Source organism: Dyadobacter jiangsuensis, assembly GCF_003014695.1.
Classification (GTDB): Bacteria; Bacteroidota; Bacteroidia; order Cytophagales; family Spirosomataceae; genus Dyadobacter; species Dyadobacter jiangsuensis.
Map to the genome: position 1 here is coordinate 14,969 of NZ_PYAS01000024.1, position 15,593 is coordinate 30,561.

The 15,593-nt window shown below is 49.5% G+C and carries 13 protein-coding genes; 5 read left to right on the top strand and 8 right to left on the bottom strand.

Translation table 11 applies throughout. The features are described 5' to 3' along the window. Positions 1-102: 102 nt before the first annotated feature. On the bottom strand, positions 103-864 hold the full coding sequence (gene tpiA / locus CLV60_RS31545; RefSeq protein ID WP_106599439.1) for a triose-phosphate isomerase: 762 nt from the start codon (positions 862-864) through the stop codon (positions 103-105). Between the two features lie 300 nt (positions 865-1,164). Here tpiA and CLV60_RS31550 point away from each other — a divergent pair, with 300 nt between their 5' ends. From CLV60_RS31550 to CLV60_RS31570, 5 genes are all read left to right on the top strand, one after another. Beyond that, the gene (locus CLV60_RS31550) at positions 1,165-2,433 is read left to right on the top strand and encodes an aspartyl protease family protein (RefSeq protein WP_106599391.1); all 1,269 of its coding nucleotides are present in this window, start codon (positions 1,165-1,167) and stop codon (positions 2,431-2,433) included. 29 nt (positions 2,434-2,462) lie between these two features. Further along, the gene (mnmC2, locus tag CLV60_RS31555) at positions 2,463-3,113 is read left to right on the top strand and encodes a tRNA (5-methylaminomethyl-2-thiouridine)(34)-methyltransferase MnmC2 (protein WP_229211220.1); all 651 of its coding nucleotides are present in this window, start codon (positions 2,463-2,465) and stop codon (positions 3,111-3,113) included. Positions 3,114-3,137: 24 nt separating this feature from the next. After that, positions 3,138-3,722 (top strand): D-sedoheptulose 7-phosphate isomerase, encoded by a 585-nt coding sequence (gene lpcA, locus CLV60_RS31560; RefSeq protein WP_106599393.1) that lies wholly within the window; start codon positions 3,138-3,140, stop codon positions 3,720-3,722. 307 nt (positions 3,723-4,029) lie between these two features. Continuing rightward, positions 4,030-4,473 carry an NUDIX domain-containing protein gene (locus tag CLV60_RS31565; RefSeq protein WP_106599394.1) on the top strand — a complete coding sequence of 148 codons (444 nt, stop codon included), beginning with the start codon at positions 4,030-4,032 and terminating at the stop codon, positions 4,471-4,473. 89 nt (positions 4,474-4,562) lie between these two features. Further along, positions 4,563-8,345 (top strand): DEAD/DEAH box helicase, encoded by a 3,783-nt coding sequence (locus CLV60_RS31570; RefSeq protein ID WP_106599395.1) that lies wholly within the window; start codon positions 4,563-4,565, stop codon positions 8,343-8,345. A 38-nt stretch (positions 8,346-8,383) separates the two neighbouring features. On the opposite strand, the gene CLV60_RS34825 is transcribed toward CLV60_RS31570, so the two are convergent. From CLV60_RS34825 to nadC, 7 genes are all read right to left on the bottom strand, one after another. Beyond that, positions 8,384-8,569: a hypothetical protein gene (locus CLV60_RS34825; RefSeq protein WP_229211221.1), complete on the bottom strand. Its 186-nt coding sequence runs from the start codon at positions 8,567-8,569 to the stop codon at positions 8,384-8,386. Positions 8,570-8,827: 258 nt separating this feature from the next. Next, positions 8,828-9,211, bottom strand: a complete 384-nt coding sequence (locus CLV60_RS31580; RefSeq protein ID WP_106599396.1) for a RidA family protein — start codon at positions 9,209-9,211, stop codon at positions 8,828-8,830. A gap of 39 nt (positions 9,212-9,250) precedes the next feature. Then, positions 9,251-9,700 (bottom strand): hypothetical protein, encoded by a 450-nt coding sequence (locus CLV60_RS31585; RefSeq protein ID WP_106599397.1) that lies wholly within the window; start codon positions 9,698-9,700, stop codon positions 9,251-9,253. A 5-nt stretch (positions 9,701-9,705) separates the two neighbouring features. Further along, on the bottom strand, positions 9,706-10,200 hold the full coding sequence (locus tag CLV60_RS31590) for a Panacea domain-containing protein (protein ID WP_170118919.1): 495 nt from the start codon (positions 10,198-10,200) through the stop codon (positions 9,706-9,708). Positions 10,201-10,358: 158 nt separating this feature from the next. Further along, entirely contained in the window at positions 10,359-12,515 is a 2,157-nt protein-coding gene (gene recQ, locus CLV60_RS31595) for a DNA helicase RecQ (RefSeq protein ID WP_106599441.1), read from the bottom strand. A gap of 62 nt (positions 12,516-12,577) precedes the next feature. Beyond that, on the bottom strand, positions 12,578-14,617 hold the full coding sequence (locus tag CLV60_RS31600) for a ComEA family DNA-binding protein (protein ID WP_229211222.1): 2,040 nt from the start codon (positions 14,615-14,617) through the stop codon (positions 12,578-12,580). Positions 14,618-14,718: 101 nt separating this feature from the next. Beyond that, positions 14,719-15,582 (bottom strand): carboxylating nicotinate-nucleotide diphosphorylase, encoded by an 864-nt coding sequence (nadC, locus tag CLV60_RS31605; RefSeq protein ID WP_106599399.1) that lies wholly within the window; start codon positions 15,580-15,582, stop codon positions 14,719-14,721. Positions 15,583-15,593 lie beyond the last annotated feature (11 nt).

Sequence of the window (15,593 nt, forward strand, 5' to 3'; positions counted from 1 at the left end):
GTGTTGTCAGATATAGTCAGGAGGAGAATTTTCCAATTAATGACTACACTTGACTATCAATGACAATACCTGACCACAAATGACCACACCTGACGGCGAAGCCTACCGCGCCTTGATAATATTCGTGAACTCACGTGATTTCAACGAAGCACCGCCAACAAGGCCGCCGTCGATATCGGGTGAGGCGAATAGTTCGGGTGCGCTGGCAGCCGTAACGCTTCCGCCGTAAAGGATCGAAATTTCGTCGGCTACTTCCGCTCCATATTTCGATGCGATGTGAGCACGCAATGCCGCGTGCATTTCCTGTGCCTGCTCAGCGGAAGCCGTAAGGCCTGTTCCGATGGCCCAGATGGGTTCGTAAGCAATTACCACTGATTTCAACTGCTCTTCCGAAAGGTGGAAAAGGCTTTCGGTCAGCTGGTTTTTCACGAAACCGATGTAATCCTCATTCTGGCGCTGTTCGAGCGATTCGCCGCAGCAGAAAATCGGGGAAACTCCGAAAGAAAGGGCTGTATTTACTTTTTCAGCCAGCAATGCATTGGTTTCATTGAAATACTGGCGGCGCTCGCTGTGGCCGATCAGCACATATTGTACACCGATCGATTGCAGCATTTGTGCGGAAATCTCGCCGGTAAATGCACCCGAAACTTTATCGGAGCAGTTTTGAGCGGCCAATGCGAAGTTGGGCGCGTCCTCGATATATTTTTGAATCGTAGTAAGGTAAATCGCAGGAGGGCAAAGGATGATTTTTGCGTCATTACGGACCTCATCTTTGGCCATATTAACGAGCTCCGAAGTAAGCGCAACTGCTTCATCCAGAACCTTGTTCATCTTCCAGTTACCGGCAACAATTTTTTTTCGCATGAGAAAATTTTTATTGTGGGAAAAAGTCATTTTACGCAACAAAAGTACCATATTTTCCTCATTTACATGATTATATATATGTGATCAAAAAAATGTCGGAAAATTTGCACATATCGAGATTTTTTTGTGTTTTATTAATGCGAAAACAACTATTTTTACTTGAATTAACCGATTGGACTGAATTCGATACTTAGCGTACACCGAGGAATATAAATAGAGTTTCAAATCATTTATAATCAACGTGTTGAAAAATGTCACCCCGGGATTAGAACATTAGCCATTAAAAGAAAGGAGGCCACGATGAAAACGTCTAAGTGGTTTATAGCAGCGATCATACTTTTTACTCACACCCTGACATTCGGCCATTCCAGCGACGTTCCCCCCGTATCAGAGGAGAAGTATGGTTACTTTTTGGATAAAAACCATAAAACAGCACGCATCCCGTTCGAGCTGCATTCCAACCTGATATTGCTCTACGCGAAGATTAATGACAATGATTCGCTGCGTTTTATCCTCGACACGGGCGTTAGTTCGATCATTATCACTGATCCCAACATTCTCAAGGCCGACAAGCTGCGTTTAACCAGAAAGGTTAACCTCACGGGAGCGGGCGAAGGCGCATCCATTTCCGCGCATGTGGCGATAGACAACAAGTTTTCGATGGGCAGGCTCCGGGCTAATCACCAGAATATCGTGATCCTCGAACAGGATTTCCTGCGGCTATCCGAGTATGTGGGCGTGCCTGTACACGGGATTTTCGGGTATGAAATCTTCAACAACTTTGTGGTAACCATCGACTTTGCCAAAAAAGAAATATTGCTGATGCGGCCGGACAGGTACAAATACAAAACCAGCAAAGGCGACAAACACCCGCTCATTATCGAGGATACCAAGCCATTTACCGACGCCGTGACGCTTTTTGCCGATGGCCGCGAACATCCGATCCGCGTGCTGATAGACACCGGTGCCGGGCATGCATTGCTCTTGAATAACACACCCAAAGAAACATTCCGCTTGCCCGAAAAAGTGATCCGGGCGCAATTGGGCAGGGGGCTTAACGGGGTTATCAACGGAAACCTGGGCCGGGTCGACAAGATGAAACTGGGCCGTTTTGAACTGAATAATGTGGTAGCATCCTTTCCCGATAGCATTGCATTCGGTTCAAAAATTCGGGCCGGGGCCGAGCGGCAGGGAAATATCGGTTGCGAGCTGCTCCGCCGTTTCAAGGTTACATTCAACTACGGCGAGCGCTACATGGTACTCAAACCGATCAGAAGCCGCCTGCGCGAGAAATTCGAGCATGATATGAGCGGCATGGAGATCCGTGCGGAAGGAAGGGATTTGCGCGATTACATCGTCAACCATATTGTAGATGACTCCCCAGCGGCGCATGCGGGCCTGATGGAGGGCGACCAGCTATTGTTTATCGACGACCACTCCGCTGCCGAGCTGAATGTGAGTGAGGTATATAAGCTGATGCAACGCGGCGACGGGAAAAACATCGATCTGCTCGTGAAACGCAAAGGCGATATTTTCTTTACCCAAATCACACTGCGCAGAATGATTTAGTACTTTTGGCCAAACTAATATCCGGCCATTTGGAACGCTTTATCATCACGGAAGACGGCTCGCATTCACTGTTCAGTGCCCAGTTTAACCAGCAATACCATTCCTTGCAGGGTGCCCTGAATGAATCGGAGCATATTTATATCAACCTTGGTTTGAGGCCGGCCCTTGAAAACGGGCCGGTTTCTGTTTTTGAAATGGGTTTCGGCACGGGACTGAATGCCTTTCTCGCATGGAAACTGGCCGATCACCTTCAAAAGCAGGTTTTCTACACTTCCGTGGAGGCTTATCCCGTTTCCCTGCTGGAAGCATCGCAGCTCAATTACGAGGAAGCCACAGGTGAAAAAGGTTTTATGCAGCTGCACCAGGCGCCTTGGGGCGAAGAGAGGGCTATCTCTCCCTATTTCATTCTGCGAAAAGAAAAAGCCACTTTACAAGACTTCGCGCCGGACCGGTTTTTTGACGTCATTTTCTACGACGCATTTGACCCTCAGGCACAGCCTGAGCTCTGGACCAAAGAAATTTTTACCAAAATAGCGGCCCAAACCAAACCTGGCGGCGTATTAGTGACATATTCGTCGAAAGGCATCGTTAAAAGAGCATTGGCGGCCGCAGGTTTCCAGGTAGAGCGGCACAAAGGCCCCGGCCGCAAGGCGCATATACTCAAAGCCATAAAACTCTGACATTCTTTAGCATCTAATACCAATATGAATTACCAAAGCATTATTAGCCAGGAACTGAAAGAAGCACAATCCGTTCTCGACAATTTCCTGAGCGATCCGGAACAAATTGAAAAGATCGAAAAGGCGGCAGGTCTGATGGCCGACGCGATTATCCATAACGGTAAAATCCTTTCGTGCGGCAACGGCGGCTCGCATTGCGACGCTATGCATTTCGCGGAAGAACTTACCGGCCGCTACCGCGACAACCGCCGCGCATTACCGGCCATCGCGATCTCAGATGTGAGCCATTTGAGCTGTGTCAGCAACGATTTCGGCTATGAATATGTGTTTTCAAGATATATTGAAGCATTAGGCCAGCCCGGCGACGTGTTGCTTGGGCTGAGTACGAGCGGGAATTCCGCTAACATCATCCGCGCGACCGAGGCTGCGAAAGCGAAAGGAATGAAGATCATCATCCTGTCAGGCAAGGATGGCGGCAAGCTCGCGGGTATTGCCGACGTCGAGATCCGCGTGCCGCATTTCGGCTACGCCGACCGCATTCAGGAAATCCATATCAAGGTCATCCACATTTTCATGCTGCTGATCGAAAAAATGGTGCTGCGGGATTGACGCGGTGCCGGTTTGGGGCACGTCATGTAATGGTCATTTGTTGTCAGGAAGTAGTAATGTGTTGTCAGACATGGTCATTTATAGTCAGGTGTTGTCACGAAGTAGCAATGTGTTGTCAAGGATGGTCATTTTTGGTCAGGAATAGTCATTTGTTGTCAAGTATTGTTATTTGTCGGTGGAAGTTTGTTTATTGAGAAAAATAATTTTCAACAAATGACCACACCTGACTATAAATGACAAATCCTGACAATACCTGACCACCTCCTGACTAAAATCCAACGATACCATCCAACACACCCGTACCACCGTGAACGTCCGTCCATCCGCTATCATTCTCGACCACGACAAGATCCTCACGCTGCGTTATCAATACGGCGAAAGGGAAGTATTTGCATTGCCCGGCGGTAATCCCGATCCCGGCGAATCGCTCTCGGATGCGCTCGCGCGGGAGCTGATGGAAGAGCTGGGCGTGGAGGTAGCAGTTGGTAAAATGGTCTCCTGCGGGGAAGTAATCTGGCAGGAAGTGCGGAAAGAGACGCTGCATATGGTATTTAACGCAAATATAACAAAGGGCACCCCGGCGCTCGATCCGGCGCATACCACGGCGCTGGAAATCGTGTGGTTACCGGTGGCATCGCTTGCTTCCAGGCATTTGTATCCCAATGTCGGCCCTCAAATCGCTGCATTCTGCAATGATTCACTGCATTCGGGGCATATCGGGGTGATCGACCAGCCCTACGTGCGCTCATAAACCGGTTAGTTGGCGGCAATACTTCTTCCTTCGTTTCTATAAGAGAGAAACATACCGTACTTTTGCGTTTTTAACAGGCAGCAGGGTAAATGGAAAACGAAAAGAAGGAGAAATTATCCAACTTCTTACTAAGACGGGCGGAGCGGGATGTATTGTCAAGAGGGCGTTCCATTTATAGCAGTGGCGGCTTAAAGGTTTCCAAACTCGATTATAATGGCCCCGGTAATGCTGAGTTCAAAGTCAAAAGCGACTATTCGATCCAGTATTACCAGATTTTCATCCGCGATTTTCTCACACCGCAGATAACCACCGAATGTTCATGCCCCGACAAAGCCGGGTTGTGCAAGCACCGCGTGGCCAGTATTTTGTACATTCTCGATAAAATGCCGACGATCAAGCAGGTTGTCCACGAAATGGGCAACACGGTGATCGAGCTGCAAGAAATTCGTGAAATGCAGTTGCGCGGCATGGTACTCGATGAAACCTGGCAAAATCGTGAAAACGTAGGCCCGGTGGAGATCGTATCGGCGAAAGAAGGAGAGGCCGAATGCCGGGTGACGGACAAAGGGCAGGATTATATGACCACTTTCCGGCGTGTGAAAGGCACCCGGCAGGTTCAGACTTCCTGTACTTGTAGCCAGAAACTGTGGGTACCGCTCTGCGAACATAAGCTCGCCGCATTGCTCAAACTCCGTGAGGAGTTGGGTGAAAAAGCATTTGAGGTAATGCGCGACCTGACCGTCGAGAAAAGCAACCTGCTGGCCGAATACGGCTATTCCCTCGAAGATCAGTTTAAAGATAAATTCGAATTCCGGCTGGATGAGGACGGCGGGCTGCATTTGATCAAGCTCGATCCGGCGATTCAGAAAGTGGGCGCCTACCAGGACTGGCAGTCGCTGCGCGAGCGCATATTGCCCGTACAGGAATCGTCATTTGCGGTCACGCTGACTGATAATGGTCAGGACGACGAGGACCGCGTTTCCATTTTTGTGTTCTGGCCAAAAGGGAAAAATCACCTGCTGGATATTGGTTTCGGGGTTTTCTCGGTCAAATTCAGTTCGAAATCCGAGAAGGTTACCAACATCCGCAATATTGCCGGAGGTTCGAGCCACTATTATAATGCGGATGAAATTCCGGTACTCACCGAGTCGGACGCGCGTCTGGTGCGCATGGCGAAGCATTGGGAGGAAGGTTTGCAAAAATTCATCCGTAAGCAAGGCTGGGCTTACAATGCCTACCTGCATTTCGATGATGTGGAGGCCGACCAGCGTTATGAGGCGCGCAACTACGTGGGCAAGCAGCTTACCCGCGTTTTCAACGACCTCGACGGCGACCGGCTTTTCCTGGCAGATGGCGATTACGTCACCAGCAACCACCAGCTCACACAGCTGGAACTGCACCGCGAGCCGGTCAAACTGTTCTTTGTGCTTACCGAAGACAAGGAATTCATTACGCTCAATCCCTACGTTGAAATCAAACCGGGCACGCCGCTGGAATTGCAGAAAGTGGTGTCGCTCGACAGTTTCTGGCTGGGGCTTTACAACGAAAAGACATTATTCCGCTGGGCGGGCATCAGCGAGGCCGAAATGGTCGCTTACCTGGGCCAGAACGGATTTAAAATACGGGTTAAGAAAGACTTTGGCGACGATTTCCTGAAAAACTGGATCATTCCGGTTTCCGAAAAGTTCGATGTCATTTTCCAGACCCGCCACGAAATACAAACTTCGCCGCTGGCATTCCAGAAACCGAAGTTTTACCTGAAAGAAGACGAGGCGAATCTGCTCATCGTACCTTCCTATGTGTATTTGGAAGAAAACAGCGAAGAAGAGCTGGAACTGCTGCACGACCAACGCCGAACCAGAACGAGTTTCGACAACAACCAGATCACCATGCTGGAACGTGACGTTCAGGCTGAGAATGCGATCTGGGATTGGTCAAAGGCATTGCATCCGAGCTTTGAGCATCAAACGGGTCAGCCGTTCTTCTACGTGCCTTTCGAGCAGGTAATGAAAGATGGATGGCTCTTCAATTTTGTGGACGCCGCCAAGAAGAAACACTACGAGATTTTCGGGTTCAAGGACCTGAAAAAAATGAAGTTTAATCCCAACCGGGGTACGGTGAAGGTGCATACTTCATCGGGTATCGACTGGTTCGATATGAAAATCGAGATCAGTTTCGGCGACCAAACGGTATCCCTGGCCGATGCGAAGAAAGCATTGCTCAAAAAGCAGAACTATATTCAGTTGCAGGACGGCTCGTTGGGTGTGCTACCCGACGAATGGATCGCGAAGCTGGAACCGCTTATGCAGTTCGGCCGCGTGAACGACGACCAGCTTCATTTGTCCAAAATCCATTTCTCGCTCATCGACGAACTGGTTTCGGAAATCGATAACGAGGATGTGTTCCGGGAGCTTTGGGAGAAGAAGCAGAAACTCCTCAATTTTAAGCAGATTCCGTCGGTACCACTTCCGCAGAACATCGAGGCGACGCTTCGCCAATACCAGGAGGAGGGTTACAAATGGCTTCATTTCCTCGATGAATTCCAATGGGGCGGCTGCCTGGCGGACGATATGGGTTTGGGAAAAACCCTGCAAATGCTGACCTTCCTGCAAAACCAGAAAAACCTGGATCCGGAATATACGAATCTTGTCGTAGTTCCTACCACCTTGATTTTCAACTGGCAGGCGGAAGCGGCGAAATTCACGCCGGATCTGAAATTGTACGTTCACCGGGGTATGGCCAGAAGGAAGGACATCGAGTTTTTCCGCGAATACGACATTATCCTCACGACATACGGAACGATGCGCAGCGATGTCGAACTGCTGCGGGAGTTCGATTTCAACTACATTATTCTCGACGAGGCACAGGCCATTAAAAACCCCGATTCGCTCACGTCCAAGGCCTCGCGCCTGCTGCGCGCACGCAACCGCCTGACGATGACGGGTACGCCTGTGGAAAACAATACATTTGATCTGTACTCGCAATTCGAATTCCTGAACCCCGGAATGCTTGGCCACGCCGACTTCTTCCGGACGGAATATGCCACGCCGATTGATAAGTACCAGGATAAGGAAAAGGCCGCCGAACTGCGGAAACTCGTGTATCCATTTATGCTCAAACGCACGAAAGAAGAGGTAGCGACGGATTTGCCGGATAAAACCGAGACGATCCTATTCTGTGAAATGGGCAACAAGCAGCGGAAGGTTTACGATACATTCCGCGAGCGTTACCGGCAGGAAATTGCCGAAAAACTGGCAACCGAGGGCCTCAACAAGAGCAGTTTCCTCATTCTGGAAGCCCTATTGAAGCTGCGCCAGATTTGCGATTCGCCGTCTATATTGTCGGGCGACGAAGATTTTGGAAATGAATCGGCGAAGCTCGAAGAAATTACCCGTGAAATCGAAGAGAATGCTTCGAATCACAAAATATTGATATTCAGTCAATTCCTGGGTATGCTGGACCTGATCCGCAAGCATTTGGAAAAAATGAATATCCCCTACGAATACCTCGATGGCCAGACCGTCGACCGGGCGGGACGCGTGAACCGCTTCCAGAACGACTCGACCTGCCGCGTATTCCTGATGAGCCTCAAAGCGGGCGGGGTAGGGCTTAACCTTACCGAAGCGGATTACGTTTACCTCGTCGATCCTTGGTGGAACCCGGCCGTGGAGCGCCAGGCGATCGACCGTACGCACCGCATCGGGCAGACGCGCAAGGTATTTGCCTATAAAATGATCTGTAAGGATACGATCGAAGAGAAAATTCTGCTGTTGCAGCAACGTAAGCAGGACTTGGCGGAAGATTTGGTGGGCGGGGAGTCCGGCTTTATCAAGAAACTGAGCCAGGAAGATATTATGGGGCTTTTCAGCTAATATCGGATGAATGCTAAATTACTGAATCGAATGTAGGTTCAGTAATTTAGCAACTTGCTGCCGGCAGAAATGTGCAGTAATCTTTGGTTAACCAATCGGGCCGTAGGCTCTGATTTCAGCGAATCCGCGGAGGCGAATTCGAACGTCTGCGAGTCGGTCAGTTCGGCATATTCCGGCGCCGAGGTGCCTCCATCCTTTGGAGCAAGTGGTGAAGGATTGTACATTTTTTCTACACCTGTGGGTTGGGCGGTTCCATACCGGGCTTCTTTTTGTATTACACACAGAACCAGTAAAAATGAGGCAGTTAGAAGAGTAATTTTATTTTTCATGTCCAGAGATGTCTATTGTTCAGGGTTCTAAATCAGACAACACTTTCACAAAGAGCAAATTTCGCGCCAGAAGGTTGGAACACAGTTTCAAATGGTGACAAAAAAAGCCCGTTTCCGCTGAGAAACAGGCCTTTTTTGAAATATTCCAATGTGCTACTGCACTATTGCTGTGAATTCAATCTCGACAAGGTAGTCGGCCGATACCAATTTGCTGATTTCGTAGATACCTGTCGTGGGTTTAATGGTGCCAAAATACGCACCATGTGCGCGCGCGATATCCTCAAAAAGGGTAATATCCGTGGTAAAAATGCGCGTGCGGACCACATCTGCCAGGCTGGCGCCCGCATCCTGCAACACCTTCTCGATGCGCTCAATGATATTGTTCGTCTGTGCGTAAGCGTCGTCAGCTTTCACTTTGTCGCCATCCACGATAGCAACCGTCCCGGCCACCTCAATGATATTTCCGATCCGAACCGCCCGGCAATACCCCATTTTGTCTTCCCAAGGGGATCCTGAGAGTATATTTTGTCTTGACATATTAAGTTGTTAAAAATAGAAATTACCCAAAGTTAAGGATCAATCGCTTGCAAGAAGCCTCCTGAACCGGCGTTTTACACTTGCTGAATGACAAAAGCAATCTTTCAAATCCTTGAATTCGGTATCTTTCAGCCGGCCGACAACTTGGTAATCGAGTCCTTCCACCGGATAAATATCCTTCAAGTTTGCGATCTCATACTCATCTATTTGTTGTCCATAAACAAACGTATCAAGCGGGAACGCCCAGTTGTTAGTTGCCACGGGTAAGCCGGCTTTGAAAACGAAGCAGTTAAAACACGCTTCGGGAACTTCAATACAACCGTAGGCTTCAGAAGAAGCTGTTGGCCTGAAATCGCGACTCGACGGCAGGCTTGCAAGTATTGTGCTGGCGCCGATCATTTTCAGGACGATGAAATACTTAGCTTTGGGAGGGTTACTGTTCTTAAAATAGAACAGCTCAAAGTATAGAATATCGCCTTCTCCGCCCATCCTGTTCAGATTTTAAGCGACTTTGTATTTCTTAAATAGCTCAATTGATCCTGATAGATTTCCTTTTTCAATGGCATACTTTCCAGTAATCTTGAAAAATCGATAGGAATCTCGGTAGAGTTCAAATGACCGGTTTCAAGGTGTTCCAACACACCATTTTCCTGTGCGGTAATATACCAAAGCGAATGCTTACGGTGCGTTAGCTGAATAAGATCCGCAGCGGATGAGGCCTGAAACGTTTCAACAATATGTTCCAACAATTTCATTTCGTTGTCAGAAAATTCGTCATCGGAAAATTCCTTTTTAGGCGCGATGAAGACAGAGCCGTCGGCAGTAATCCGCGTAATATAGTCGGCCAGCAAAATAGGTTCGTCGGAAGATAAGTCAACAAAAACATCGCGCGACACCGGCCCGAGCTTCCAGACGGAAAAGTCGAGATTGAAAAACGGCAGACCGTAAGTCCGCACAGCATATTCTTCAATGAGGTAAATCAATTTCAAGAGCTTGGTTTTCGACAACGGCCTAATCCGTTCGGCAAGGTAAACAACCGCATTGCCTAGCTTGTCAATCTCTGAATTTGAAAAGGGGTGAAGCATGTAATTCATGAAACAGTATTGGCTAAATTACACTAACTAAACAGATTACCCAAAAACCTCGTTCACTGAAATTGACGCTCCTCCTCCCAAATCGCCAACGCCAGCCGGATCTGCCCGTAATCGTACCGCTCGTTCAGCAATTCGAACAGCGGCTTCAACGGATCATTTTTTCCGATGTGAATTTCTTCTGCTGCCGCGACGATGGTTTGGTATGCTGCCGGTTCGATGAGTGATTTCAGATCTACGCCATGACCGTCTTCTTTCAGTTTTACCAAATGCGAAATGATAGTCACGGGGTTAAGGTTACGCTTTTCCGCAATCACTTTGACGGAGTAACCCTCCTTGTAAAGATCATAGGTCTCGACGAACGTCATTCCTTTCACGATGCGCGTGCCGGGTGCATTGTTCTCGCGGGCGAAGTTGAGGATTTCGTTGATGAATGCTTCGCCATAGCGACGGAACTTCTCGGCGCCCACGCCGGATACGGCTTTCATTTGCGCTTCGGAAATAGGCTTTTTCTGCGCCATTTCAGAAAGGGAGGCGTCGCTGAAAACAACGTAGGGTGGCACACCGAGGGTGTCGGCCAGCTGTTTGCGAAGCTGACGGAGGCGTTCGAAAAGGGCGTCGCGGATGATTTCCTGCTTGGGTTTTTCCTTTGGTACGAGTTCTTCTTCCTTCGCTTTCCGTTCTGCGAGCGGGATGAATTTCACGAGTTCGATTTGCCGCTCGCCTTTCAGAACCTGCCAGCTTACCGGGTTTAGTTTGAATGAATGTGCCTCATCATAAGCGATATCCATCACACCGGAATTGAGCATTTGGCCCAGGTATTCCGACCATTCGTCGCCGCGCAGCTCGTGGCCAACACCGAACGTAGGAAGCCTTTCGTAGCCGTGTTGCAGGATATTCCGGTTGCGGCTGCCCCGCAGAATGTCGATGAGCATACCCATAGCCACCTTTTGCTCCGTGCGTGCGATGCCCGAAAGCGCTTTTTGTGCGATAATGGTCGCGTCGAAGCGGGTACGCGGATTACGGCACACGTCGCAATTGCCGCAGTCGTGGTCCACCGGCTCATTAAAGTAGCTCAGAAGAATGCGGCGGCGGCAAATATCGGCTTCGGCGTATTGCTTCATGCGGTTCAGCTTGGCATGGAGCAATTCTTTTTGCTCAGCCGACTGGTCCGAATTGTTGATCATATCCTGCCGGGTGATAATGTCCATATAGCTGTAAAAAAGGACCGTATCCGCACTCGCGCCATCACGGCCTGCCCGCCCGATTTCCTGGTAAAAGCTCTCTACGTTGGAAGGTAAGTTGTAGTGGATTACCCAGCGCACATTTGATTTGTCGATCCCCATCCCGAATGCGATGGTGGCGACGATGACTTGAATATCATCCCTCAAAAAATTCTCCTGCACCTGCGAGCGCTTGTCGCCCGTCATGCCTGCGTGGTAGTACGCGACGCGGAAACCTGCTTTTTGCAGACTGGCCGCAACGGTTTCGGTACCTTTCCGGCTGAGGCAATAAATAATGCCCGGCTGGCCGTCGTGCTTGTTGATAAAGCGCTGGATCTGTTCGATGCGCTTTCTTCCGGGCAATACATTGAGGCTCAGATTGGGCCTGTCGAAGCTGGAAATGAATGTTTCGGCGTGCTCGATATTGAGCTGTTTCAAAATATCCCGGCGCGTGACGCGATCAGCGGTAGCGGTGAGTGCTACGATCGGGACGTCGGGGAAGCGTAGTTTCAGCAGGTTCAGCTGGCGGTATTCCGGTCGGAAATCGTGTCCCCAGGACGAAATACAGTGCGACTCATCGATGGCGAAAAGCTGCACGTTCCATTCGCGCAGCAAATCGAATGTATTTCCTGCAAAAAGCCGTTCCGGAGCGATGTAGAGCAGTTTCAGTTCACCCAGCTTGATTTGCCACATGATCTGGTCCTGCTCGGCGCCTGAGATGGTGGAGTTGAGGAAAGCAGCGGTAATGCCGTTCCCGCGCAACGCCTCTACCTGGTCTTTCATGAGGGCGATCAGCGGGGAGATTACAACAGTAAGCCCCTCCCGGAGCACAGCCGGAATCTGGAAACAAACAGATTTGCCACCGCCCGTGGGCATCAGCACCATGCAATCGCGGTTGGCCATGATGGTGTCGATGATTTCGGATTGCTGAGGGCGAAAGGAGTCGTATCCGAAATATTTCTTTAATGCTTCAAGTTTGTTAATGGACATGATGTACTGATTAATGGTATTTACTTCAAAAGAATTTCCTTTCGCGCTGCAAAAGTACGGCTTCAAAACTGATACATCACCTGTACTTTGGCCTCGCTTCGCTTGTTACCGTTAATTTCGTTGAGTCCTGAACTGATTTTTTCAATGTCCGAATACCGCGTTTGCGACCATCGGAGCCATATTTTGAGCTGTTTTGAAATGGTATAGCGCAGCATTAAATAATGCCGCGTACCGGTGTTGTAATAGGCCGGAATCGAGAATGCGTAGAGCATATCTTTCTCATACACATATTGCCGGCTGTCGTAATCGTCGGTTTTGAAAAATGCTGCGCGGCCGCTGATTTCCAGTTTTGAAAAATGCCAGGTCACGTCCTGTACGATTGTGAAGCCGTTGGAGCCTTTGGAATGCTGATTTTTTAAACCACCATATTGCAGCCGCGTCCGGAACGCACATTTGAGCGGAATTTCGTAATCGATATTGAACATAGCTGTCCGTTTAATAGATCGGATCAACGATGGATTATTGTCTTCTGCCACAGGATCATTAACCTGTTTATGCTTCTCATGAAATAGAAGATAGGCATTTGACCGCTTCGAAGGTTTCCATAGCAAATGCAGGAAATAGTCGAATCCGCTGGAAGGTTTATCGATCTGATATTTCAGCCACGGAAACCGGAAATAGTCGAAATAGGCGCTCCATTGCCACTTTCGTGACGGCGACCAGCGGATGCCAGTGTAAGCCCCCCGCTCATTAATAGGCCGTGTAGCCTCGCCGATAGGGTTTCCGTAAAACGTGTGAAAGTTACGTGCATAATGCCGGGCCATGACCGAAACATCGAGCTTTTTGCCAACGCTTACGATCATTCCGCCGATAGCACCCGTTCCGCCACTTTTTGAAATAGCGGTTTCAGTGAAAAAATGCATGTTATGCCAGCGGTAATCGCCGTGCAAACCCGCGACCAGATTGTGCTTGCCAGAAAATTCATACCGGTTATAAGGCAAATCGCGCTTTTGGATAAAAGAATCATAGCCGGTATGAAGCACCGTCAGCCCGATTTGACCTTTTTGTGAAGGCAACTTGTGCAGTAAATGCATGCCGATATTCTGTTCGCGCAGGATATTGTGCTTTTCAATTTCCGAAGGCGTGCGGTGGTAGCCGGTAACGGGTAGCGAGGTGGTGATGCCGGAATGAATGCTGTCCGGTTCCTGGGTCGCGTCGCGTTTTGTTTTGGAGATTAAAATGGTCACGTCGGTGTGTGTGGTAATGCTCCACGTCGCTGCAACGCCCCGGAAAAAGTTGGCTTCGGTAGCGGAAGTGTAAGGTTTGAGGCCGGTTGTGCTTCTGTAAACCGTTCGGATTACCTCCGAGCCTTTACCCAGCGAAAACCCTGCACCGGTAATCATGCCTTGCCCGGCCTGCATTTGAAAGTCGCCGATGGTCAGGTTTTTAAGCCTTCCCCGGTTGAGGATTTGAGCGTGAAATGAAGTGTAATCAATACCAAAAATCTGCCTGCGCGGATTCCAGAGCCATAATTCTTCGCCTGCATCTTTTTCCAGTGTGATCCCGAAGCTGTAAGCGCCGCTTCGTGCATTGCGGTAACGAAGGTAACCATTGAATGGTGGCCCCTGGTAGCGGGCAGTGGAGTTTGAGGTCGAATCCAGCGGTGCAAAACCCTTCTGTCGCTCCATTAACTTAGCTGAACGAAACATCAGAAAATGCTGTCCGGGGTTTTTCAATGCATCCTTCATCGAAACGGATTTGGTGGTGATCGTCACAAAAGGCAATAGCCTGCGAATGGTGTAGATATCGAAGCCGGGAATAGCCTGTAATTCATAAAGTGAGAGCAGCGCGCCGGCTTTTGCGCGATAGTCAAAGAATGCACGGAGCTGTTCTTCACTTAAAATAGATGTAGCAGCAAGGTCGTCGGGTGTGGCGACGTTGAGGTCGAGCGGATTCGCATAGAGCTGCAAAAGTGCCTCGTAAAGGTCTTCCGAATCGTCGGGAGGTATGGGGAAAAGCTCCGAGATAAACTGGTTGATGTCGATATCAGGCCGGGGAGGCCCCTGGGCAACGGAAAGGAATGGAATGCAAATGCCGAGCAATGCGGTTACCCACAGGAGTAGCCGGCAGGAAACCCTTGAAGATCAAAAGCGTATGTGGTTTTCATCGATCTCAGCATACGCTTTTGATATGAATGAAAAGGTTAGAAGGCTTTCAGACTTAAATCCAGACTTCGCGCCTGGTGCGTGAGCGCACCGCTGGAAATTCCATCCACACCGGTTTCGGCCACTGCGCGTAATGTTTTTTCGGTAATGTTGCCCGAAGCCTCCGTCTCGTATCGATCGCCGATCCGCTTCACCGCTTCCCGGAGGTCGTCCAGCGAGAAGTTATCAAGCATGATAATATCGACCTGGCCGACGCGCAGCACTTCGTCCACCTCGGCAAGGTTTCGCGTTTCGATCTCGATTTTCAGCTTCCGGCCGGTTTCTTTCAGGTATTTGTTGGCCCCGGTAATCGCCGCTTCAATGCCGCCTGCGTAATCCACGTGGTTGTCCTTCAACATAATCATGTCGTAAAGGCCCATCCGGTGGTTCACCGCGCCGCCGATTTTCACCGCCATTTTCTCAAACAGCCTGAAATTCGGGGTCGTTTTGCGGGTATCGAGCAGTTTTACAGGCAAATCCTTGATCAGATCCGACATCTGCCGGGCATAAGTGGCGATACCGCTCATGCGCTGCATAATGTTCAGCACCAGCCGCTCGGCTTTCAGGATCAGACGTGCGTTTCCTTCTACCGTAAAAACAATGTCTCCTGTTGATACGACGGAACCGTCAAAAAGTAACACATCAATTTTCGGAAGGGGGTAACCGTAATATTTTGCGGTCTCATCGAATATAATCTGCGCCACTTCCACACCCGCGAGCACGCCGTCCTGCTTCACCAATAGCTTGGCGCGTTTGGTCGCATTTTCGGGAACGCTGGCGAGGGATGAATGATCTCCATCACCGATATCTTCCAGCAATGCAAGCCTGAGAAGATTCCGGAGTTCGTGAGGGTCAGTTTCCATTTTAGTAGAAA